At 70.8% G+C, this 20111-nt stretch carries 21 protein-coding genes and 3 pseudogenes; 14 read left to right on the forward strand and 10 right to left on the reverse strand.

Features of this window, described 5'->3' with window-relative positions; genetic code table 11:
* Positions 1-198: 198 nt before the first annotated feature.
* The 3 genes from QMO56_RS23075 to QMO56_RS23085 all read left to right on the forward strand — a co-directional run bounded on the left by QMO56_RS23075 (position 199) and on the right by QMO56_RS23085 (position 2220).
* Positions 199-582, forward strand: a complete 384-nt coding sequence (locus tag QMO56_RS23075) for a hypothetical protein (RefSeq protein WP_349362381.1) — start codon at positions 199-201, stop codon at positions 580-582.
* Positions 583-751: 169 nt separating this feature from the next.
* Positions 752-1555 (forward strand): DUF4396 domain-containing protein, encoded by an 804-nt coding sequence (locus tag QMO56_RS23080; protein ID WP_283529608.1) that lies wholly within the window; start codon positions 752-754, stop codon positions 1553-1555.
* Positions 1555-2220: a hypothetical protein gene (locus QMO56_RS23085; protein WP_283529609.1), complete on the forward strand. Its 666-nt coding sequence runs from the start codon at positions 1555-1557 to the stop codon at positions 2218-2220. Before QMO56_RS23080 ends, QMO56_RS23085 begins: the two co-directional genes overlap by 1 nt.
* Positions 2221-2344: 124 nt before the next feature.
* On the opposite strand, the gene QMO56_RS23090 is transcribed toward QMO56_RS23085, so the two are convergent.
* Positions 2345-2551: a heavy-metal-associated domain-containing protein gene (locus tag QMO56_RS23090; protein WP_283529610.1), complete on the reverse strand. Its 207-nt coding sequence runs from the start codon at positions 2549-2551 to the stop codon at positions 2345-2347.
* Positions 2552-2842: 291 nt separating this feature from the next.
* Here QMO56_RS23090 and QMO56_RS23095 point away from each other — a divergent pair.
* Positions 2843-3603: pseudogene (locus tag QMO56_RS23095) on the forward strand (IS5 family transposase).
* Between the two features lie 13 nt (positions 3604-3616).
* Here the strand turns inward: QMO56_RS23095 and QMO56_RS23100 are convergent.
* A complete protein-coding gene (locus tag QMO56_RS23100; RefSeq protein ID WP_283529611.1) occupies positions 3617-3778 on the reverse strand; it encodes a hypothetical protein in 162 nt (53 codons plus the stop codon).
* 822 nt (positions 3779-4600) lie between these two features.
* Here QMO56_RS23100 and QMO56_RS23105 point away from each other — a divergent pair.
* The 10 genes from QMO56_RS23105 (at position 4601) to QMO56_RS23150 (ending at position 13226) form a co-directional block, all read left to right on the forward strand.
* Entirely contained in the window at positions 4601-6154 is a 1554-nt protein-coding gene (locus QMO56_RS23105; RefSeq protein WP_283529612.1) for a multicopper oxidase family protein, read from the forward strand.
* A 453-nt stretch (positions 6155-6607) separates the two neighbouring features.
* Positions 6608-6790 (forward strand): hypothetical protein, encoded by a 183-nt coding sequence (locus QMO56_RS23110; protein WP_283529613.1) that lies wholly within the window; start codon positions 6608-6610, stop codon positions 6788-6790.
* A 471-nt stretch (positions 6791-7261) separates the two neighbouring features.
* Complete coding sequence (locus tag QMO56_RS23115) at positions 7262-7879, forward strand: cytochrome b/b6 domain-containing protein (protein ID WP_283529614.1); 618 nt, start codon at positions 7262-7264, stop codon at positions 7877-7879.
* Positions 7876-8577, forward strand: coding sequence for a response regulator transcription factor (locus QMO56_RS23120; RefSeq protein WP_283529615.1), 702 nt, complete (start codon positions 7876-7878; stop codon positions 8575-8577). The genes QMO56_RS23115 and QMO56_RS23120 overlap by 4 nt, the downstream gene beginning before the upstream one ends.
* 162 nt (positions 8578-8739) lie before the next feature.
* Positions 8740-9150: a hypothetical protein gene (locus tag QMO56_RS23125; protein WP_283529616.1), complete on the forward strand. Its 411-nt coding sequence runs from the start codon at positions 8740-8742 to the stop codon at positions 9148-9150.
* A 71-nt stretch (positions 9151-9221) separates the two neighbouring features.
* Positions 9222-9982 (forward strand): IS5 family transposase gene (locus tag QMO56_RS23130; RefSeq protein WP_408906547.1). Its coding sequence is split into 2 segments (ribosomal slippage): positions 9222-9542 and positions 9545-9982, totalling 759 coding nucleotides; the frame shifts between segments, so codons are not numbered across the junction.
* 29 nt (positions 9983-10011) lie between these two features.
* A complete protein-coding gene (locus QMO56_RS23135; RefSeq protein ID WP_283529619.1) occupies positions 10012-10344 on the forward strand; it encodes a hypothetical protein in 333 nt (110 codons plus the stop codon).
* Between the two features lie 82 nt (positions 10345-10426).
* On the forward strand, positions 10427-11029 hold the full coding sequence (locus QMO56_RS23140) for a DedA family protein (protein ID WP_283529620.1): 603 nt from the start codon (positions 10427-10429) through the stop codon (positions 11027-11029).
* A gap of 3 nt (positions 11030-11032) precedes the next feature.
* Positions 11033-12523 (forward strand): HAMP domain-containing sensor histidine kinase, encoded by a 1491-nt coding sequence (locus QMO56_RS23145; RefSeq protein ID WP_283529621.1) that lies wholly within the window; start codon positions 11033-11035, stop codon positions 12521-12523.
* Between the two features lie 112 nt (positions 12524-12635).
* Positions 12636-13226 carry a phosphatase PAP2 family protein gene (locus QMO56_RS23150; RefSeq protein ID WP_283529622.1) on the forward strand — a complete coding sequence of 197 codons (591 nt, stop codon included), beginning with the start codon at positions 12636-12638 and terminating at the stop codon, positions 13224-13226.
* Here the strand turns inward: QMO56_RS23150 and QMO56_RS23155 are convergent.
* The 8 genes and pseudogenes from QMO56_RS23155 to QMO56_RS23190 all read right to left on the reverse strand — a co-directional run bounded on the left by QMO56_RS23155 (position 13204) and on the right by QMO56_RS23190 (position 19979).
* Positions 13204-14316 (reverse strand): IS481 family transposase, encoded by a 1113-nt coding sequence (locus QMO56_RS23155; protein WP_349362382.1) that lies wholly within the window; start codon positions 14314-14316, stop codon positions 13204-13206. The two genes, QMO56_RS23150 and QMO56_RS23155, sit on opposite strands and share 23 nt — an antisense overlap.
* Positions 14317-14626: 310 nt before the next feature.
* A pseudogene (locus QMO56_RS27030) lies at positions 14627-15813 on the reverse strand (IS701 family transposase).
* A 36-nt stretch (positions 15814-15849) separates the two neighbouring features.
* Entirely contained in the window at positions 15850-16704 is an 855-nt protein-coding gene (locus tag QMO56_RS23170) for a substrate-binding domain-containing protein (protein ID WP_283529623.1), read from the reverse strand.
* A gap of 145 nt (positions 16705-16849) precedes the next feature.
* Positions 16850-17290, reverse strand: a pseudogene (locus QMO56_RS27035) (rhodanese-like domain-containing protein); the annotation flags it as partial.
* A complete protein-coding gene (locus QMO56_RS23175; protein ID WP_283529624.1) occupies positions 17251-18084 on the reverse strand; it encodes an MBL fold metallo-hydrolase in 834 nt (277 codons plus the stop codon). The gene QMO56_RS23175 and the pseudogene QMO56_RS27035, both read right to left, overlap by 40 nt.
* Positions 17994-18470, reverse strand: coding sequence for a DsrE family protein (locus QMO56_RS23180; protein ID WP_283529625.1), 477 nt, complete (start codon positions 18468-18470; stop codon positions 17994-17996). Before QMO56_RS23180 ends, QMO56_RS23175 begins: the two co-directional genes overlap by 91 nt.
* Positions 18471-18691: 221 nt before the next feature.
* Entirely contained in the window at positions 18692-19168 is a 477-nt protein-coding gene (locus QMO56_RS23185; protein WP_283529626.1) for a YgaP-like transmembrane domain, read from the reverse strand.
* A 25-nt stretch (positions 19169-19193) separates the two neighbouring features.
* Positions 19194-19979 carry an OBAP family protein gene (locus QMO56_RS23190; protein ID WP_283529627.1) on the reverse strand — a complete coding sequence of 262 codons (786 nt, stop codon included), beginning with the start codon at positions 19977-19979 and terminating at the stop codon, positions 19194-19196.
* Positions 19980-20111: the final 132 nt, after the last annotated feature.

Genomic DNA, 20111 nt, shown 5'->3' on the forward strand with positions numbered 1-20111 from the left:
ACTGCGGCGAATGGCGCCGGTAGGTGCCTCGTGACGGCATGACCTTCTCCTGATGGAAGGTCCAGCCAGTGTATCAGTTCTGGAGCGCCAAGTGGTCCAGCCGCAGGGGTTCACTCCAGACACGGGTCATTTCTCAGCGAAAACTCTGACCATTCCCGGGTCAGGTCTCACCGAAAATCAACAATCGCCCATTTCCAGATGTTCTCGGCCGCGCTGGAGACAATCCAGCCGAACTTCCCGCCTGGCATTCTGCAAGGCGATCCACGCCACACCCACACTTACTTCAACATGTCCAACGGCGCCGACGCGCGCGGTCCCTGGAACCAGGGCCAGGGTCCCTGGGGCCCGGGCGAGCACTGGACCTATGTCGAGGACCCGCAGCAGCACGTCGTGCAGACCAAGGGCGAGGTCGAGCACAAGCCGCAGGGCACCACCCACACCCCGGAGGAGGTGCAGGCGAAGGAGGCCGAGCTGAGCAAGCAGCGCAGCGGCGAGGTGAAGTCGGCGACGCCCTCGGGCGCGCAGCAGTGGTCCGACTACCCGCAGACCAGCCTGGCCGCGCCCGGCAGCAAAGGCAGCTAGGCGGCATGGCGGCACCCCGGGCGCGGCGAGCCCGCCCGGGACGCCTGCCCGGAGGGAGGGAGGCGGATGAGGGACAGGCTTTCCGGGCCGTCGGGCTGGAGGAGCTGCCGCTGGCGGCCGGGCCGGCACCATCACAGGATAACGGAGGCGGCGATCGCCGGACCCAGGCATGAGCATCCTCGACGTCATCGCGAACACGCTTCCCTTCATGGCGGAGCCCTGGTTTGCGCTTACTTGGTACGCCGTCGGCGCGCTGGGCGCCGCCTGGATGATTTACGATTCCTTCACCGCCAACACGGCCCTGAACCCGCCACTGAAGGCCTGCTGGCCCATCATCATCTTCTTCTTCTCGGTCATCGGCATCGCGCTCTACTTCATCACCTCCCGGCCGCCGGGCATCGGCAGGGTGCAGGGCCGCATGGAGAAGATGCGCCGCTTCACCGAGTTCTCGAAGCCACGCTGGCGCAAGGTGATGGCCTCGGCCACGCATTGCGTCGCGGGCGACGGCCTCGGCATCATGACGGCGATGGTGGGCGCCCGCCTGATGGGCTTCTTCTTCTGGGAGGAGTTCTGGTTCGAGTACGCGGTCGGTTACGCCTTCGGCTGGTTCATCTTCCAGACCTGGGCGATGCGCCTGCACGGCAATGGCTGGCTGGCCGCGATCTGGAAGGGCGGCCGTGCCGAGTTCTTCTCCATGATCACCGTCATGGTCGGCATGGGCCTGGTCATGCGCCTCGTCACTCCGGCAGTGGTCGGCATGCAGCCGATGCCCACCACCTATGCCTTCTGGACCTTCGGGGCACTCGGCCTGATGGTCGGCTTCGTCTTCACCTACCCGATGAACTGGTGGCTGGTCTCGATGGGCTGGAAGCACGGACAGGGGATGGAGCACATGCTGAAGCAGATGCAGGACAGCCAGGGCGAGGACCGGAAGCCCCAGCAGGGCCAAGCGGCGCCGCAGGGAGCCCGGTGATGAGGCCGCATCGCACTCTGCGTACCTTGCTGGGCGCAGCCTGGATCGCCGCCGCCCTGCCGCTGACCCCTGCCGCGATGGCGCAGGCAACGGGCGCGGCCGCGGAGGCTGCGAGCGAAGCGGCCGCGCGGTTCGACGCCGCCCGGCAAGCTCTCGCCACCGCCATGTCGCAGAGCGCCGAGGGGCTGCGCGCAGGGCGCCGGCACGAGGCGACGCGCGCGCTGGACCGGGCGCGCCGCCTGGCGCGCTTCGGCGACACCGCCTGGATGCTGGACGAGCCAGGGTGGAAGGCCTTCCGGGACGCCCGCCGCGGCGTCGAGGAAGGGCGCACGGCGCTGCAGAACGGCGAGCCCGAGAAGGCGGCGGACACCTTCCAGTCCGCCTCCCGGGCACTGGCCCAGGCGCCGCTCGGCGAGGCGGAGCCCCGCAGGCTCGACGCGCAGGCGGTGGCCGAGGCGGAGGGTCGCACGGTCCTCAACGCCAGGGGCGAGGAAGCCGGGACTCTGAAAGGCTACGCCGCCGAGACCGGCGAGATCCTCGTCTCCCGGGGCGGTTTCCTGGGCATCGGCGCCGACACGGTTCGGCTGCCCGCCGGCCAGGTTCTGTTGGGCCAGGACTACGCCCTGACCTTGGCGGACCCCGCCCGGGCCGCTGGCGGCGGGTGAACGCCCCGCCTCAAGCCGGGAAGTTCGACACTTTCCGGCTTGAGGACCGCTTGCTGGCCCGAGGACGGCAGCACCGAATGGAGGCCGGGCCTGCTGTACTGCGCAGGCTCGACCCCCGTGAAGGTCAGGCCGCCACGCGCTCGCTCTTCCAGCCCGCATCGCGGAGGGCGCGGTCCAAGGTGTCGGCACCGGCGGCTTTACTCTCCACAGTGACCTCGCGATGCTCAAGACTGACCTGAACCACGGCGTTCGGGTCCACCTCGCGGAGGGTGGCGGTCACGCCCTTGGCGCAGCCGCCGCAGGCCATGTTCGGGATTTTGAAGCGCAGCATGGATGCCTCCTTCGCGTTGCAATCGTACCACGAAGGTGGGGATTCCCATTATGGGAAGGTCAAGCCTGCCGCTGACAGGCTTTGCAAGGTTCGGCGCCTCGCCCCGCCAGCATGCGGCTGGACGGAAGGTCGTCGGGGCGACTGGCCACAGTCGGATTCCTTCGGCTGAGGCAGGCGGCAGCGCCGGTGGCCTCGGGCACCCCGGCGCGGCAACAACCCTTAGGTTTTGTGGACTCTCGGGCTTCCCGCGGCCGTTCCGGTGTGATTCAAGGCTGCCTTTTGGAGGCGCGGATGGGCGTGGCGGACCGGCTGATCCTGAGTGACACGCAGTGGTGCCGGATCTCGGAGCACATCATCGGCGACGAGCGGAGCTGCGGCACGTCTGGGCGTGACAACCGGATGTTCGTCGAGGCGGTGCTGTGGATCGTGCGGACCGGCTCTCCCTGGCGCGACCTGCCGGAGGCGTTCGGGGCCTGGAACAGCGCCTTCCGCCGCTTCAGCCGCTGGAGCGCCAAAGGCGTCTGGCAGCGCATCTTCGCGGCCATGGCTGATGATCCGGACTTCGAGTACCTGATCATCGACAGCACCATCGTTCGCGCCCACCAGCACGCGGCGGGGGCAAAAAAGGGTCTGGCGATCAGGCCATTGGGCGTTCCCGCGGCGGCCTGAGCACGAAGATCCACCTGGCCGTCCGCGGGCTCGGCTGCCCCGCCCGGATCATGCTCACGGCCGGGCATCGCGGCGACGCGCCGCAGGCCGCCGCCCTGCTCGGCGACGACCGCCCCGAAGCCGTCATGGCCGACGCCGCCTATGACGCCGACCACTTCCGCCAAGCTATCGCCACGGCGGGCGCCATCGCCGTCATCCCGAACAACCCGTCGCGCACCTTCAAGCACCCGCTGAACAAGACGCTCTACAAGGAGCGCCACCTCATCGAGTGCTGCTTCTCCAAGCTCAAGCAGTTCCGGCGTGTCGCCACCCGTTACGAGAAGACCGCCCGTAACTACCTTGCCATGGTCACCCTCGCCGCCACCGTCCTCTGGCTCAGGTAAGTGCCCACAAAACCTAGGGGGTGACGCTGGCCGCAGCCTCCTGGCAGGCCTTCTCGCAGCTGCGGCAGGCCTCGGCGCAGGCGGTGCACGTCTGCGCGCAGGCATAGCATTCCTCGATACACCGGATCAGCGCATCGTTGATGTTGCCCTTCACCTGCGGGTGCGTACGGATCATCTCTTGCGCGCGCATGGGATGCCTTTCGAGCTCTGAGAAGCAGCAGAGGACCGGCCGTGCAACGCAAAGGCCGCGACAGACAAGCCCGCATCTCCCCAACATGCGCGGCAAGGCAGCGGTTCCTTGTCACATTGCGACAAATCATTTCCGAGAGCGTGGTCTTCCCTGCCCGTCCCTGGCCTTTGCTGTCCTGGAGGGGAACCAAATTGCGTGCGTCATCAGTGGTGAAAACCAGGTGTCCCGCGCCGTCGGGTGGGAGGCCTGGCAGCGGCACCGCGCATCCCTCCAGTCGATGGATCTCGGCAAGGACGCCTTCACCCGAAAGGCCTGTTGACCATGGCCCACGCGCCCTCCAGATGCCTCTTCGCATTGCCGGAGTGGTTGGGCGCCGGACGCCTGCCAAACCGATGCAGGCCGTCGAGAGGAGTGGAGGGTGACCAGAGTCGTGCACTTGGCGCGCATCCTGCTGACGGCGGCGCTGCTCGTGTGGTTCCCGGCTGCTCTGGCGGCGGCCAGCGCTGAACGGTCGCCGTGCCCGGCGATGTGGCACCAAGCTGGATCGCAGTCGGCGCTTCAGCCTGACTCAGGCCACCAGGCGCCTCGCCGCATGCCGGCCGCTTGCGCCGCTTGCGGCCCCTGCCTGAGCCAGTGGGTCAGTCCCGTGGGAGGGACAATCTCCCTGCCCGCAGCGACCGCCGCAGCAGTCCATCCGGCTCCCCAGCCCTTGCGCGCCGGGTTGCCGATCGCGCCTTCCGTTCCTCCGCCCAGGCTTCCGGTCTGAGACCGCGACACGCGAATCACCTCAGACGAACGGAACGCCCCATGACCATCAAGCTCACACGACGCGGCCTGCTTGCCACGGCTTCGGCCGCATCCACTTTCGCCCTCGGGGGCGGCGCGCGCGTTCGCGCCCAGCCAGCAGCACCGATCCGGCTTGCCGCCGAGCGTCGGACACTGGACATCAACGGCAAGGCGGCCACCGTCTTCGGCCTGCGCCAACCGGACGGAAGCCCAGGCATCTCGCTTGCCTCCGGTCAACGCTTCCTCGTGGAACTGGCCAACCAGACCAGCGAAGAGACGATCGTGCACTGGCACGGCCAAACGCCCCCCGTGCGTCAGGACGGCGTGGCGGATACCGGGCTTGAAGCCCTGATCCCGCCGGGCAGCCGCCAAGCCTACGACTATGCCGCGCGTCCCGGCACACACTGGATGCACTCCCACCACGGCCTGCAGGAGCAGATTCTCATGGCGGCTCCGCTTGTCGTGCGGACGGCAGAGGACGCACGGGCCGACCTTCAGGAGGTCGTGGTGCTCCTGCATGATTTCACCTTCCGCGACCCTCGCGAGATCCTGGCCGGGCTGACCGGGGCCGCCGACGCTGCGCGAGCCGCCCAGGCAATGCCGGGTGGCGCGACATCCGGCCTGCCGATGGGCTCCGGCCATATGGAGGGCATGCCGACAGGCGGCCACGCGATGTCCGGGATGAGCATGGGCGGCCATGCGCAGGCGCCCATGGCTGCGATGCCCGGCGGCCGCAGCACGGCCAGGACCGGCATGGTCATGGACCTCAACGACATCGACTACGACGCCTACCTGGCCAACGACCGGACGCTCGCCGATCCCGTGGTGGTGAGAACGGAGCGGAAGGGGCGTGTCCGCCTTCGGCTGATCAACGGGGCGACCTCGACCGCCTTCTGGCTCGACCTGGGCGCGCTTGAGGGCACCATTGTGGCGGTGGATGGCAACCCAGTCCGGCCGCTCGCCGCCAGGCAGTTCCCCATAGCGCAGGGGCAGCGCGTCGATGTCGTCCTCCAGATGCCATCCAGCGGCGGCGCCTTTCCCGTTCTCGCCCAACGCGAGGGCGACCGGCAGCGGACGGGCATCATCCTGGCCACGCCGGGTGCCCGCGTCGAAAAGGTCGCAGAGGCGGCCGGGCAGGCCGTGGGTGCGGTGGACCTCTCCCTGGAGCGGCGCCTCCAGGCCATGCAGCCGCTGGCGCCGCGCCGCGCCGACATCGTGCACCGGATTGCCCTGACCGGGATGATGCAGCCCTACCGGTGGGGCATCGACGGGCGGACCTGGGCACATGGCCAGCCGCTGGTGGTCTCGCAGGGCTGGCGCGTGGAAGTGGAAATGGTGAACCGGAGCCAGATGGCCCATCCGATGCACCTGCATGGGCACCACTTCCAGGTTCTCGCCCTGAACGGCACGCCCATCGCCGGAGCGATGCGCGACACGGTGCTCGTGCCGGTCCACGGCTCGGTGCGGGTCGCCTTCGACGCCGACAATCCGGGTCGCTGGCTGTTCCATTGCCACAACCTTTACCATATGGCGACCGGCATGATGACCGAGCTGGCCTACAGCGATTTCGTCTGAGCCAGGTGCGGCCGCTCTCGATGCTCCACCGGGTGCGGGAGCGGCCACTCCTCGCGTCGGCTTCTGAGGCAGATCAAGGCGCTGAGGTCCCAAAGGGGGCAGCTCCGAACCGCGGGGGAAATTTCCACCCGCCGCACCGGCGGGGAGAACAAGGAGGACGCCCAGAGGCTTATCCGGGCTGCCAGCGGCGGCATGGCCGCCGTCGCGCTCGCCGTTGGAACGGCGGTGCCGGCGCCCGCAACGGCCCAGGCCCCGTCTGGAGCCGATCACGACGCCCGCCATCCGGATGCCACGGTCGTGCAGAGTGCTCCGACGCCTTCGACACCTGACGCGGAACAGCCGCCGCATCGCCCGGGCATGCCCTGTCCCGACGGCGCCCAGGTGGGCCGGTGAGGTGGTCCCCGGAAATCCGACGGTTGGATAAGCTCGGTTGGCCGGAGAAGGACGAACCCGATGACGTGGCCGCTCGGCGCGTCGCTCGGCGATCGCCTGTCGCAACCGGTGGCCGAGGGAGGCATGGGCTCCGGAACGGTCCCGACCAGTCTCCTGTTCCTCCTGGTGATCGGCGGCCTGGTCCTCCACCTCAGCCGCGGCGCCAGCGAAGCCGGTTCGGCACCCCGCGCGGCGGCGCGCTGAACTGAGGGCCTCCAGGAACTCCCGGAAGGGTCTCGCCCTCCTGCCTGGATTCGGCCGCCGGCTGGAAGGCGGGGCCACATTGGCAAAGCGTATAGTCGCATCCAACGCGCTGTCTTCGCGACAGCGGCAGTCTTCGTTCGCGCGATCGGGTCCCCGGAGAATCGCGGGCAGGAAGGAGTTCGACCATGATGCAAGGCATGGCGCCAGCCATCGCGGCGGCCACGCGAGACAACGTGGCGCAAGCACCTCCGGCAACCGCTTCGGACCCACGGCTTCGTTCCTCAGGCGGCACCGGGAGGCCGCGCAGCGGCTCCGGCAGGGCCGCGCCCCTCCTGCTCGACGTCGAGAGCTTGCGTGTGTGCCGCGCAGCGCGGCCGGTGCTGAGCGGTGTGCTGCCGGTCGCGCTCAGGCTCCCCCTCGCCCTCGGCGGCCTCCTGGTGCTGCGCCTCACCACGGCCGAGGGAGACGACGGTGCCTGAGACCGATCACTCCGCCCCGGCGGCGCATGAGCCCGCGACCGGCACCCGCCTGGCGCATCTGGCGGTCGCAGCCCTCGTGGCCGCGCAACTCACGACCGGATCGATCATGTCGTCGCCAATGGAAGGCGGCGGTGGCGGTGACGTCTGGTTCCTGGCGCACAGGCTCGTTGGCCTGGGCGCCGTCGGCGCCGTCGCGCTGCTCTGGTGGGCCGCCCTGGTCCGACCCGGGCGCCGGGCAGTGTCGCCGGGTGCGCTCTTCCCGTGGTTCTCGGCGGGCCGCCGCGCCGCGCTCCGGGCAGACGCGCTCCGGGCGGCCCGGAAGCTCCGCGCCGCACGCCTGCCGCAGGCGGCCGACACCGGCGCGGCCCTGGCCCCGGCGGTGCATGGGCTGGGTCTGCTCGTCGTGGCGGCGGTGGCGCTGACGGGCGCGCTCGGCTGGTTCGGCGGCCTTGAAGCCCTGCTGGCGCTGCACTCCGCGCTGGTGACCGTGCTCTGGGCCTATCTCGGCGGCCATGTCGGCGTGGCCCTCATCCATGAGCTCTCGGGCGAGGGGCGGCTGGGCTATATGTTCCTGGCGCGGGCGCGCGCCAGGCAGGGGAGCATCCGATGAAGATCCTGGTGGTGGAGGACGACGCGTCGACACGCGACTACCTGGCCAAGGGGCTGACCGAGGCGGGATACGTCGTCGACGCCGCCGCGAACGGCCGCGACGGGCTGTTCCTCGCCGCCGCGGAGCCCTACGACCTCATGGTGATCGACCGGATGCTGCCCGGGCTGGACGGCGCGGGGATCGTCCGCACCGTCCGCGCCGCTGGGGTCCGCGCGCCAATCCTGCTGCTGACCACGATGGGCGGGATCGACGACCGGGTCGACGGCCTCAACGCGGGCGCCGACGACTACCTGGTGAAGCCCTTCGCCCTGGCCGAGCTGCTCGCCCGCCTCAACGCCCTCGCCCGCCGTCCCCCGCTCGGCGCCGAGCCGACGCGCCTGCGGGTGGCCGACCTCGAGATGGACCTGCTCAGGCGCACCGTCCGCCGTGCCGGGCAGCGTGTGGAGCTCCAGCCGCGCGAGTTCCGCCTGCTGGAGTGCCTCATGCGGCACGCGGGCCAGGTGGTGACGCGCAGCATGCTGCTGGAGAAGGTGTGGGATTTCCACTTCGACCCGCAGACGAACATCGTCGAGACGCATGTCAGCCGGCTGCGCGGCAAGGTCGACCGCGGCTTCGGCGCGGAGCTGATCCACACGGTGCGGGGCGCGGGCTACTGCCTCCGCGCGCCCGAGCAGGCCGAGCCCCCCCTCCCGACCTGACGCGTGGCGGGCACGGCCGCCGGGGCGGCCCGCCCCTTGCCACATTGGGAAATCCCAATCTCTTGGGAAGGACCCTCCAAGGCGGCGGCGGCCAGGGTGCGGCCGGGCGGATAGGCTGGCCAACCCGGCCCCCGCCCGCGCCGACGGCGCGAAAGGATGCGCATGAGAGGCAGCACCGGGAGCGGCCTGAGCAAGGTCCCCGAGGTCACCCCCGGATTCCGGCTCATCAAGATCGCCGCCAGCACGCTCGGCGAGACCGGCGGCGACGCGGTGACCATGTCCCTGGGCCTCGGCTACCTGGCGGGCACCGCCATCTTCGCCGTGGCCGTCGCCGTCACTGCCCAGGCCAGCGCGCAGCGGTTCCATCCGCTGGTCTCCTGGAATGCGAGCATCGCCACCACGACGGCCGGGACCGTCCTGGCCGACTTCGCCGACCGCTCCCTCGGCATCGGCCACACCGGCGGGTCGCTGCTCCTCTTCGCGCCGCTGATGGCGACGCTCGGCCTCTGGCACTGCTCGCTCGGCTCGGTCTCGGTGGAAGGGATCCGGTCGCGCAAGGCAGAGGTGTTCTAGGTTGACAACCTAATCAGGTAATTGATTTTCATGTCATGTTCTGATTCGCTGCATGCTTCGCGGGAGGTAGCATGAGCGGATCGGAATGGCTGAGCGATGAGGCCTGGGCGGTGCTCGAGCCGCATCTGCCAAAGGGTCGAGCGGGCGCGCATCGGGTGGATGACCGGCGGGTCATCAGCGGCATCCTTCACGTGTTGCGTTCGGGTTGCCGCTGGAGCGACTGCCCGCCCGAGTACGGCCCACCCACCACCATCTACAACCGCTACAATCGCTGGAGTGCCCAGGGCATCTGGAAGCGGCTCTTCGAGCGCCTGGCGGCCGCCGGGAACATCCCGGATGAGATCTCCATCGACAGCACCCATGTGAAAGCCCATCGCTCCGCTTCGGGGGCGAAAAAGGGGGCGAAGCCGCGCAGGCGATCGGCCGCTCACGTGGCGGGCGGACCAGCAAGATCCACGCGGTGGCCAATGCTGAAGGCAAACCGCTCGCTTTCATCCTGACGCCCGGCAACGTCGCCGACATCAGCGTGGCCGCCACGCTGCTGGATGACATCGCACCACCTCGCCGCCTGCTGGCCGACAAGGCCTATGACGCCGGCCATCTGCGCCAGCGCCTGGAAGCCCAGGGAACCGAGGTCGTCATCCCTTCCAGCGGCGCGCGCCGCCACCCCTATCCGCTGAACCGCAAAGCCTATCGGGGCCGCAATGTCATCGAGCGGATGTTTTGCCGGATGAAGGACTGGCGCCGCATCGCTACCCGCTACGACCGCCTCGCCAGAAACTTCCTCTCCGCCATCGCCCTCGTCGCAAGCGTCTGTTTCTGGATCACCTGATTGAGTCGACACCGTAATGGGCGGCCATCATGTTCTCGCAAAGGCTGGGAACGGCGCTGGGCGACTTCCTCGCGGACACGAGCCTCGGCTACGGCGGCGGCGCCCTGGTCTTCGGCGCGGGCCTGGCGGTGGTCGCCGCGGCCTACTTCCAGACGGACGTGTCCCGCACGCTGCTGTTCTGGGCGGCCTTCATCCTGGCCCGCCCGCTCGGCAGCTTCCTCGGCAAGCCGGTTGCGGATGGCGGGATGGCGCTGAGCCGGGCCACGACTTCAGCGGTGCTTGGCGCCTTCATGCTGGCCTGCATCCTGCTGCTGTCCCGCCTGGTGGAAAGCGGCGGCGTCGAAGCCGAACAAACCCCCTGAGCCACCAGGGGCATCGCCGCCAGGTATGGAACCGCACCCGCGGCCAAGGAGAACGATCCTGCTGGACAGCATTCTGAGCTCGATGGCGACCTGGATCGTCGCCTTCATCTCGGCCACCGGCTATGGCGGCGTCGCCGCGCTCATGGCCGCCGAATCCGCCTGCATCCCGCTGCCGTCCGAGGTCATCATGCCCTTCGCGGGCTATCTCGCCTCGACGGGCCGCTTCAGCCTCGCCCTGGCGGCGACGGCGGGGGCGGTCGGGTGCAGCCTCGGCTCCTCGGCGGCCTACGCACTCGGCGCCCGCGGCGGCCGCAGGCTGGTCGAGCGCTGGGGCCGCTTCGTCCTGCTCAGGCCGGAGGCGCTGGAACGCGCCGACCGCTTCTTCCAGCGGTTCGGTGCCCCGGCGGTCTTCGTCGCCCGGCTGCTGCCGGTGATCCGCACCTTCATCGCGCTGCCCGCCGGGATCACCCGGATGCGCCAGCTTCCCTTCCAGCTCTACACCTTCCTGGGCTCCTGGCCCTGGTGCTACGCACTCGCCTATGTCGGCTACCGGCTCGGCGAGCGGTGGAACGCCGACCCGCGGCTGCGCGCCGTCATGCACCGCTTCGATGCCGCCATCCTTGCCGCCCTCGCGCTCGGCCTCGGCTGGTTCCTCTGGCGCCACCTGCGGCCCCAGCAGCCCTGAGGGATGCGCACCGACCATTCCGGCCGCGGCGCGTGGAGATCCTGGCGGCAGGCCGTGGTTGGCCTCGCGCGGCTGCGCAACTCGTCGGGCGTCCGGCTCGCCCTGCTCTACGCGGCCGTGTTCGTCCTCTCCTCGGCGATCCTGTTCGGCCTGGTTCACTGGGCGACGGTGGGAGCGCTGCGGCAGCAGATCAGCGACGCCGTGGCCGCCGACATCGCCAACCTGCTGCCGGGCGGCGAGAACCATGGCACCACCACCGCCGAAGACCTCGCGCGAATCCTGACAGGCCAGGAAGGCGCCGAGAGGCTGCGTTCGGGCCTGCGCTTCGCGGTCGAGGACGCCGCGGGGCGGCGCCTGGCGGGCGACCTGCCCGCCTTGCCACCTCGCGCCGCCGGCGGCTGGTTCGAGATCAAGGGCGAGGACGAGGACGAGATCGCCATCCTGGGCCGGGCCGTGTCGCTGTCGGGCGGCGGCCTGCTGGCGGTGGCGCGCGACGCGACAAGTCTCGACGAGACCGCCGACCTGATCGAAGGCGCCTTCTTCTGGGCGGGCGGCGTCATGCTGCTGCTCGGCCTCGGCGGCGGCGTGCTGGTCGCGCATGGCTTCCTGCGCCGGGTGGATGCGATTGCCGTGACCGCCGAGGCGATCGCGCATGGCGAGCTGGAGCGCCGGGTGCCCGTCCGCGCCACCGGCCCGGCCGACGAGATGGACCGCCTGGGCGGCGCCATCAACGCGATGCTCGACCGCATCCGCGACCTCGTGGACGAGTTGCGGCACACCAGCGCGGCGATCGCGCACGACCTCCGTACGCCGCTGGCGCGGCTGCGCCAGGGCCTGGAAACGGCGCGCGACGGGGCCGCGACGCCCGAGGCGTACCAGATCGCCATGGACGCGGCGCTCGCCGAGACGGATGCGATCCTGCGCAGCTTCGCGGCGCTGCTGCGCATCGCGCAGGTCGAGGCCGGAGCGCGCCGCGCCGCCTTCGCGCCGGTCGACCTCTCCGCCATCGCCAACGATCTGGCGGAGGCCTACGGCCCCTCGGCCGAGGATGGCGGACGCACCCTGACCACCGCCATCGCACCGGGCGTGACAGTGCGCGGCGACCGCGAGCTGCTGATGCAGGCACTGGCCAACCTGCTGGAGAACGCGCTGCGCCATACGCCGCCGGGGACCGTCATCCGGGTCCGGGTGCCCGGCTCCGCGCCGCCTGCCGGACCGGAGCTTGTCGTCGAGGACGACGGGCCGGGCATTCCCTCCGAAGCGCGTGGACAGGTGCTACGGCCCTTCCACCGCCTGGACCCGAGCCGCTCGGACGGCGGCAGCGGCCTGGGCCTCGCGCTGGTCGCGGCGGTGGCGAAGCTGCACGACGCTGCGCTGGAGCTGGGCACGTCCGGGCGGGAGGGACGCGGCCTCCGCGCCACGCTGCGCTTTCCTTCCCCGTCGCGCGGGGGCCCGGCCCAGGCCGCGACCAGGCAGCCGGAGAGCCGGGGATGAGGATGCCAGGCATCGCCGTCCGAAGCCGCTTCTCAGCCGGGAGTACCTGCCGATCGGACTGCTTGGCGGCGCGGCGGGTGCGGTCTGGCTTTTCCTCGCGCTGGCGGGCGAGATGACCGAGGGCGACACGCGGGTCTTCGACCTCAGGCTGCTCCTCGCCCTGCGCGCGCCGGGTGACGCCGCCAACCCGAACGGGCCGCCCTGGCTGGAGGTGGTGGGGCGCGACTTCACCGCGCTCGGCGGCACCAGCGTCCTGACCTTCCTGGTCGTCACGGTGGTGTTGTACCTGGCGCTGGCCCGGAAGCGGGCGGAGGCACTGACCCTCTCCGCGAGCGCGCTCGGTGCCCTGGCGCTCGAATCTGGGCTGAAGGACGGGTACGGACGGCCACGGCCGGACCTGGTGCCGCATGCCATGCGGGTCTTCACGGCGAGCTTTCCGAGCGGGCACGCCACCCTGTCGGCGGCCGTGTTTCTGACCGTCGGGGCGCTGCTCGCCCGCGTGCAGCCGGACCGGCGCCTCAAGGTCTACGTCTCATCCGTCGCCACGCTGCTCGCGCTGATCGTGGGCCTCAGCCGCGTCTATCTCGGCGTCCACTGGCCGACCGACGTCCTGGCGGGCTGGACGCTGGGCGCCGCCTGGGCGGCAGTCTGCTGGGCCACCGCGCTCTGGCTGGAGAGGGTCAACCCGCGCGCGCCGCCCTGACCGGCCAGCATTCGTCTTGCCGCTTCCCCTCGGACAATTCCGGCCGCTCCTCGCTCCCCAGCGCGGCGCGACGAGGCCCGCCCACCACAAGGGTGTCCGGTTGTGAGACCTCCTTGGCAGCTTCAGCAATGAGGCGTGCGCGGGCGATGTCCTCTGGGCCGGCGCGACCTTCAGGTGTTTCGGGTTTGGGTCGGGCGAGCTTTCGTCGCGCCCGGAGGCGTTCCTTGACGACCTGATCGGGTGTCTTGCCGTCGAGGACGCGCTGACGACGGGCATTGTAGGCGGCGTTGAAGCCTCGCAGCAGCTGCTCCAGTTGGGCATGGGACCAGATGGTGATGCCGAGCACCTCGCTGCCGACCCGCCCGTTGAACCTCTCTACCATGCCATTTGTCTGCGGCGAGTAGGGCCGCGTGTGGCGGTACTCGGCGCCGAGTTCGGCGCAGACGCGGGCGAAGGCTGGTGTGAAGCAGTTGCCGTTGTCGGTCAGCACGTGGGTGAGGCGGAAGGGGAAAGCCTTGGCCGCCTCGCGCGGGAAGGCGATGGCGCTGCGCTCGGTCTCATCATCCTTGACGGCCAGGTGGACGGAGCGGGACCTGCGGTCGATGGCGACATAGAGGTAGCGCTTGCGGCGCTCGCCATTGGCGGTTTGCAGCTTGGGCAGGTGCTTGATGTCGATGTGGACGAAGCCGAGATCATAGTCCCGGAAGGTGCCCTGGCCTCGCCTCGGCCTGGTGGGAGGAGATGGTGGCCTTCGGCTCAGCCCCTCGGCCTTGAGGATGCGCCAGATGCTGTCGCGGTTCAGATGCGGCAGGAAGTGGGTCACCACGAAGGTGAGGTCATCGAGGGCGAAGTTGGTGGCCCGGCGCAGGGCGCAGACGATGGCGCGCTCCTCCTCGGTGGCCTTCCAGGGCAGCTTATGGGGCCGGGCCGAGTGGTCGAGGCAGTCTTGCGGTCCGCGTTGGCGCCACTTGCGGATGGTCTCGCTGCTCACCCCAAAGCGCCGGGCCAGGACACCCGAGGGCTCGGAAGAGCGGGCGATCTCGGCCCGGACGGCGGGGGTGGTACGGGCATTGGGGTGGATCTGGTGCATGGCTCACCTGCCTCCCGGCACGGCGCCCTTCAGGCGCTCGAAACGGCAGGCGTAGTCTACGATGGCCAGCCCCACCGGATCCCAACAATGTTCTGCGACCAGACACTTTAGTACTACAGTTGCTGTTTACGGCGTGATCTGAGGTGGGCCGCGCGTGCGGCGGCCTGATGCTGCCGCCGCCAGAGGGACCACTCGAGCAGCAGTTCGCGCATGGGGGCGACGGCGAGCACGAGGCGGGCAAGCAGGTGCCTGATCTCCGGGGTGGAGAGCGGCGGCAGGTGTTCCGGCGATCTGCGCCCTGGTCCTGGTTTTAGGCGGCCACGGCGACGGCGCCTGGCCTCGTTTCGTTCGGTTTGCTGGCTGCGCTGCGGACCAGTTCGGCGCGGAGCCGCGCGAGGAAGGCCAGCGCTGCCATGCACAGCGTCATGTGGCGGTGCCAGCCATCCCAGGAGCGTGCCTCGCAATGGTCGAGACCGAGTTCCTCCTTGGCGGTGCCGAAGCAGGTTTCGATGGTCCAGCGCAGCCCGGCCACGCCGGCCAGTTCGGCGAGCGTGGTCTCCATCGGCGCGAAGACGACGTAGTAGGCTTGGTCGGAGGCATCGCGCAGGCTGCGCCGCACCAGCAGCCAGTGGTCCCAGGGCGGCTGCTGCAGGCGCAGCAGGCGGACCCGAGCTCAGTCGTAGAGCCGCGGTCCCCTGGCTCCCTCGCCCGTTGCGTGACGATGCCAAGCGGAGGGGGCAGTGCGGCGGCGATCTCGGCGGCATCGCGGGTCGCGCAGCTGCCCTCGGTGGTCATCAGCCGCTCATTGCTGCGCACGGCGAGCACGTAGGGCTGCTCGCGCCCCTCCAACATGACCCGCAGCCGCTTGTCCGATCCGTACAGCGCGTCGGCCAGCACGAAGGCACAGGGCAGCCCGGCATCGAGCGCCGTGGCGATCATGTCACGCGCGATCGCGGGCTTGGTGGCGAACGTCACCTCCTCGGGCACGCCCGCCTTGGCGCGCCGGGCCCGATCCGCCGCCCAGGCCTCCGGCAGGAAGAGCCGCCGGTCGATCAGTGCCTGGCCGTAGCGGCTGGCATAGGCCAGGAACACGCCGATCTGGCTGTTCTCGATCCGCCCTGCCGTGCCGGAGTATTGCCGCGCCACGCCAGCGGAGTGCTCGCCCTTCTTGATGAAACCGGTCTCGTCCACCACCAGCACCGCGTCGCGGTCGGCCAGCGCCTCGACGGCGTAGGCGCGCACCAGGTCACGCGCCGCCTCCGCGTCCCAGCGCCCCCGTCCCAGCACCGCCTGCAGCCGGTGCGGCCGGGCCTCGCCCGCGCGCTCGGCCAGCAGCCAGCCCGTTTTGCGTTCGAGCCCGGACAGCAGTCCGTCGACATAGTGCCCGATCGACTCTCGCAACTCCCGTCGCCGCACGGCGAGCCCAAGCCGATCCTTTAGCGCCGCAAGCTCCTGCTCCCACGCCAACAGCGATCCAGACCATGCCGCCACAGACATCACCCAGCCTCCGCTCCCGCAGACGCCAAGGAGGTCTCACAACCGGACAACTAAGGCGGCGGCGAGGGTCGTGCCGGTGCGGTTGAGCGGCTCCGGGATCTCCACGCCTGTGATCGGCTGGCCAAGGCGGCGCTGGTGCAACACCTCCGTCTCCCAGACCGGGCCGACATCGGACTGACCGCGGAGCAGGCGCATCGGCGTCTGGCGGTGGTGGATGTCCGTCAGCACGGTGCTGCCATCTGCGGCCTTCTCGCGCATGACGCGCCGGTGCAGCGCGCCGCCGCCGGCTTGCCGGAGAACCTCCTCGACCTGCCGCCCAATGCCCTCCCAAGCCGGGTTCGGCATGGCGACGCGGAGGTGTGGCTGCCCCAGATCCTCGATCGCGCGCAACCCGGCGGGATTGTCCTCGCGCACCATCAGCGTCAGGCGGTTACGGTTGATCGCCCGCGTCGCGGCGAAGCGGCGGCCGGCCGCCTCGCGCTGCATCCGCTCGATGCGGCTCCGCCCTGCCACGAAGACATCCGCGCGGTGCGCGATGCGCAGATTCCCGACCACGAGCGCGCTCTGCTCGATCTGGTCGCCGAGCACCCCGGGAGGGAGCGTCTCGACGAAGATGCGCTCGTAGCAAGGATGCGCCGCGCGGAAGGCGCGCAGCAGGTCCGGCACGGCCATGAACTGCTTGCCGCCGTAGAACACGACGAGCTGCGGGTCCGCGACATCGCCGAGCAGGCCGAGGGCGATGTCGAGCTCCGGCACGGCGAAGGCACGGCCCGGCTGCGGCTCCGCCCGCCAGGGAGCGGGGATGCCGGCAGGAGCAGGAGGCGCTGCCCTCTCGTGGCTCCTTGGCGCGGCGCCCGCACCGCAGCCGCCGAGCGCCGCGGCGCCGAGCAAGGGTACCGCGGAGGCGACGCGGCACGGGCGACATGACCTCAGCCCTCCACCGGCAGGCCGGCGCTGCGCCAGGCCCTCCAGGAGCCCGGGATGTTCGCCACCTGCCGGAAACCGGCCGCCGCCAGCATCGAGGCGGCGACCTACTGCGGTAGCCGCTACCGCAGTAGGTCGCGACCGGCCGCTCCCGGTCCAGCTCACCCAGCCGCTCCGCCAAGTGCGGCACGTAGAGGTTGCGTGCGCCCGGCACGCAGCCCGCGCCGAACTCGTCGGGCCGGCGCACATCGAGGATTTGCAGCGCCGGATCGGCACGACGTGCCTCCAGATCCCGCACGCTCCATTGCGCGAGATGCGCGATCGGGCGGCCGGAGGCCACCCAGGCCGCCATGCCGCCGCCGAGATAGCCGGGCAGTTCGTCGTAGCCAAGGCGGAAGGCGTGCGCCGCGGCCTCGCGCGCCTGCGCCGGCCCCTCGGCGACCAGCAGGATCGGCGTGCCGTGCTCCACCATCCAGCCGAGCCAGGTCGGGAATTCCTCACCCAGCCCAATGTTCAGCGCGCCGGCGATATGGCCGCCACCGAAGGCGAACATGGAGCGCGTGTCCACCAGCACGGCGCTCTCCCGCGTCCGCCGTTCCAGCTCGGCCGGCGGCAGCGGCGGCGGCACGGGCACCTCGCCGCCCCGCACCGGGGCGGCTCCGGCATGCCGTCCAGGAGCCAGTCCACGAATTCCTCCCGCCCGCGCGGCTTCAGCGCCGGATTGACGCGCCGCTCGTTGCCGATCAAGCTGCGCAGCCGGTCGCCGAACTGCTTGCCACAGGCCGAGCCGGCGCCGTGGCCCGGCCAGACCTCGGTACCGTCGCCGAGCGGCAGCAGGCGGCCGAACAGGCTCTCGTGCAGCGCCGCCGCGTGGCGCCGTTCCTGCTGGTCGCCGAGCAGGTCGGGGCGGCCGACATCGAGATTGAACAGCGTGTCGCCGGTGAAGACGCCGAAGGGTGCCTCGCCCTGGCCCTCGGCCGAGAGGGTCAGGCAGATATGCTCGGGCGTGTGGCCCGGCGTGTGCAGCGCCCGCAGCCGCACGCCGCCGAGCGCGATCTCCTCGCCATCCCGCAGGCGGCGCAGGGGGAAGCCGTAGTCGCCCTCGCCGCCCAGGATCTCCGCGCCGGTCCGGGCGGCGAGCTCATGCGTGCCGGAGGCGAAGTCGGCGTGGATGTGGGTCTCGATGGCGTGCGCGATGCGCAGCCCCGCCGCGGCCGCGGCGTCGAGATAGAGGCCGACATCGCGGCGCGGGTCGATCACCGCCGCGAGGCCGGCGCTGTCATCGCCGACCAGATAGGAGAGCTGCGAAATACCTTCCGTGTAGAAGCTCCGGAACACCAGGGCCATGTCGTCTCTCCTTTGCAGGCGGCGAGCACCGCCCAGCCGCGCAACTGGCGGTTCGCCAGCGCGATTTGCGCGGACAGCGCCACCGTGACCTCCGGCGCCGCGTCGCCGGGGCGGAAGCCGTGCTCGGCGAGAGCCTGGCCGCAGACCTCGACGGCAACGCCGCGCTCCCGCAGCAGGCGGAGCAGCTCCGCGTTCGGGTTCGGCCCGCCGAAGCGCGCTTGGTGCGCGCCGGCGGCGAGCGCGGCGGGCGTGGCCGCCCCGTACAGGACCGCGACGACGTCGTCGGGCGCGGGCGTGACGTGCCGGAGCGCGAGCAGGTTCAGCAGGCGGGCCACGTGGTCAAGGCCGGTATTCCGGCCCTCCCGCTCGCGCGGTGCCTGCGTCACGCCGAAGGCCACCCTGTAGCGGAGCGCGGGAGCGGGCTGCTATAGCGCGTCGGGCAGCGCGACGACCCGGCCGTAAGCCCGGCACCGCCGGGAAGACCCATGGCATCCTGGGGCCCCTGCGGCGTCCTGCGCCGCCGCGGTTTCGGCTCCGACCGTCGCCACCGCCGCACCGGCCAGGAGCGGGCGGCGCCCGAGCAAGGGAGCGGTCGGCATGGGCCCGCTCACGCCCAGGCCCCCGCCAGGGCAGCGCTCGCCCGGGCGTCGGGGCCAGCCTCCGCCGCCGTGGCATCGCCTTCGACACCCCGGAAGTCGCCGCGTAGCGCCTTGAGGGCCGTGCGCTCGGCGTTGATCTCCTCGGCGGTCCGCACGCCCAGGCGCCGCAAGATCGGCACCGGCGGGCACCATCCCTGGAGCGCGTGCTGCAGCAGGAAGGCCGCGACGCCGCCGCTCAGGTACAGCCAGCGTCGGTCCTCGGTCGCGGCGAGCACGACCCCCGCGAGGGCGAGGGTGGCGGCGTTGGCCTCCAGCGTGCGCTCGACGTCCCACTCCCGGTCGAGTTCGCGCAGACGCCGGTCGATGCCCTCCGGGTGTTCGGCGAGTTGGCGGACCCGGCGCTCAATATCAGTACGGATTCGGTGGCTGATGGCCGCGCTGCTGTGCTCGGCAACGCGCCTGGTCGTCGGGGGCAGGAAGGGCATGGTCTTTCTCCCGGGGAATGGAACGTTACCGTTCGGACGAAGCCGGCGAGCCCGACCGCGCCAGCGATCCAGCGCCGGCATCGACCACACCGGGGATGGGCAGGGTCGGCCGGCCGAACCGGCCCCGCAGCGCGTCCACCCCCGCCTGCGGATGCGCGAGTGGCACCAGGTCCTGGCGCGCGCGGCGCCGCTCGACGGTGTCGATGCCCATGCGGCGGTCGCGCGCCGCCACGAGGCCGGGGCGCGCCTCGCCCTCGCGGCTGAAGGACCAAGCCAGCCGCGGCGGCCCGAGCGGCAGCGAGCCGCCCTGCACGCCTCCCGCGGAGACGTCCCAGGTGTGCCAGGTCTTGCCGTAGCTGTTCATCTTGCTCGCCATCAGCGCGTGCTCCGCTGCGGCCGGGATGCCTGGCGCGACGAGCTGGCCGGAGAGGATCTCGCCGTTGTGCGGATGCCAGTACTGGCGCTCCTGCCGCGGCAGCTGCCCGAAGAGCCGCTCGGAGATGATGTATTCGATGCCGGTGAGATTGGCCGAGCGGGTGTTGCCGTCGAACAAGGCGCACTGCATCAGGTCCTCGTTCGCCACGTGGCAGAAGTGGTGCGCCTCGAACTGGTGCGAGGGGTCGTCCTTCATCGGGTGGAAGCCAACGAGGTAGACGTCGAGATTCGCTGTCGGTGCGTCACGCTGCACGGCGGAGGCTGCCGTCGCCAGCGCGCTGGTCCGGGCGCTCTCCGGCCCACCCGCGGGCTGGACCGTCGGACCCACGGCCCCGGAGCCGGTGCAGGCCGCGAGCGGGAGCAGCAGAAGTGCCATGGGCGAAATCCGGAAGCGGCCCGGCCTGGTGCGTTGCGGCATGGCGCGTCTCCTGTTGCGGCAACGTCGTGTAGACGCCGTCGCTTTATGAATTGCGGCTTCTCGCTGCTTTGGCTGCTCGCATAGCCGGCG

This window comes from Roseomonas sp. E05 (genome assembly GCF_030063475.1).
GTDB lineage: Bacteria > Pseudomonadota > Alphaproteobacteria > Acetobacterales > Acetobacteraceae > Pseudoroseomonas.

Bases quoted from the DNA above. Each gene is read 5' to 3' on its own strand.
- QMO56_RS23075 (WP_349362381.1), top strand. From the start codon at position 199: ATGTTCTCGGCCGCGCTGGAGACAATCCAGCCGAACTTCCCGCCTGGC.
- QMO56_RS23080 (WP_283529608.1), top strand. From the start codon at position 752: ATGAGCATCCTCGACGTCATCGCGAACACGCTTCCCTTCATGGCGGAG.
- QMO56_RS23085 (WP_283529609.1), top strand. From the start codon at position 1,555: ATGAGGCCGCATCGCACTCTGCGTACCTTGCTGGGCGCAGCCTGGATC.
- QMO56_RS23090 (WP_283529610.1), bottom strand. From the start codon at position 2,551: ATGCTGCGCTTCAAAATCCCGAACATGGCCTGCGGCGGCTGCGCCAAG.
- QMO56_RS23100 (WP_283529611.1), bottom strand. From the start codon at position 3,778: ATGATCCGTACGCACCCGCAGGTGAAGGGCAACATCAACGATGCGCTG.
- QMO56_RS23105 (WP_283529612.1), top strand. From the start codon at position 4,601: ATGACCATCAAGCTCACACGACGCGGCCTGCTTGCCACGGCTTCGGCC.
- QMO56_RS23110 (WP_283529613.1), top strand. From the start codon at position 6,608: ATGACGTGGCCGCTCGGCGCGTCGCTCGGCGATCGCCTGTCGCAACCG.
- QMO56_RS23120 (WP_283529615.1), top strand. From the start codon at position 7,876: ATGAAGATCCTGGTGGTGGAGGACGACGCGTCGACACGCGACTACCTG.
- QMO56_RS23125 (WP_283529616.1), top strand. From the start codon at position 8,740: ATGAGAGGCAGCACCGGGAGCGGCCTGAGCAAGGTCCCCGAGGTCACC.
- QMO56_RS23135 (WP_283529619.1), top strand. From the start codon at position 10,012: ATGTTCTCGCAAAGGCTGGGAACGGCGCTGGGCGACTTCCTCGCGGAC.
- QMO56_RS23140 (WP_283529620.1), top strand. From the start codon at position 10,427: ATGGCGACCTGGATCGTCGCCTTCATCTCGGCCACCGGCTATGGCGGC.
- QMO56_RS23145 (WP_283529621.1), top strand. From the start codon at position 11,033: ATGCGCACCGACCATTCCGGCCGCGGCGCGTGGAGATCCTGGCGGCAG.
- QMO56_RS23150 (WP_283529622.1), top strand. From the start codon at position 12,636: ATGACCGAGGGCGACACGCGGGTCTTCGACCTCAGGCTGCTCCTCGCC.
- QMO56_RS23155 (WP_349362382.1), bottom strand. From the start codon at position 14,316: ATGCACCAGATCCACCCCAATGCCCGTACCACCCCCGCCGTCCGGGCC.
- QMO56_RS23175 (WP_283529624.1), bottom strand. From the start codon at position 18,084: ATGGCCCTGGTGTTCCGGAGCTTCTACACGGAAGGTATTTCGCAGCTC.
- QMO56_RS23185 (WP_283529626.1), bottom strand. From the start codon at position 19,168: ATGCCCTTCCTGCCCCCGACGACCAGGCGCGTTGCCGAGCACAGCAGC.
- QMO56_RS23190 (WP_283529627.1), bottom strand. From the start codon at position 19,979: ATGGCACTTCTGCTGCTCCCGCTCGCGGCCTGCACCGGCTCCGGGGCC.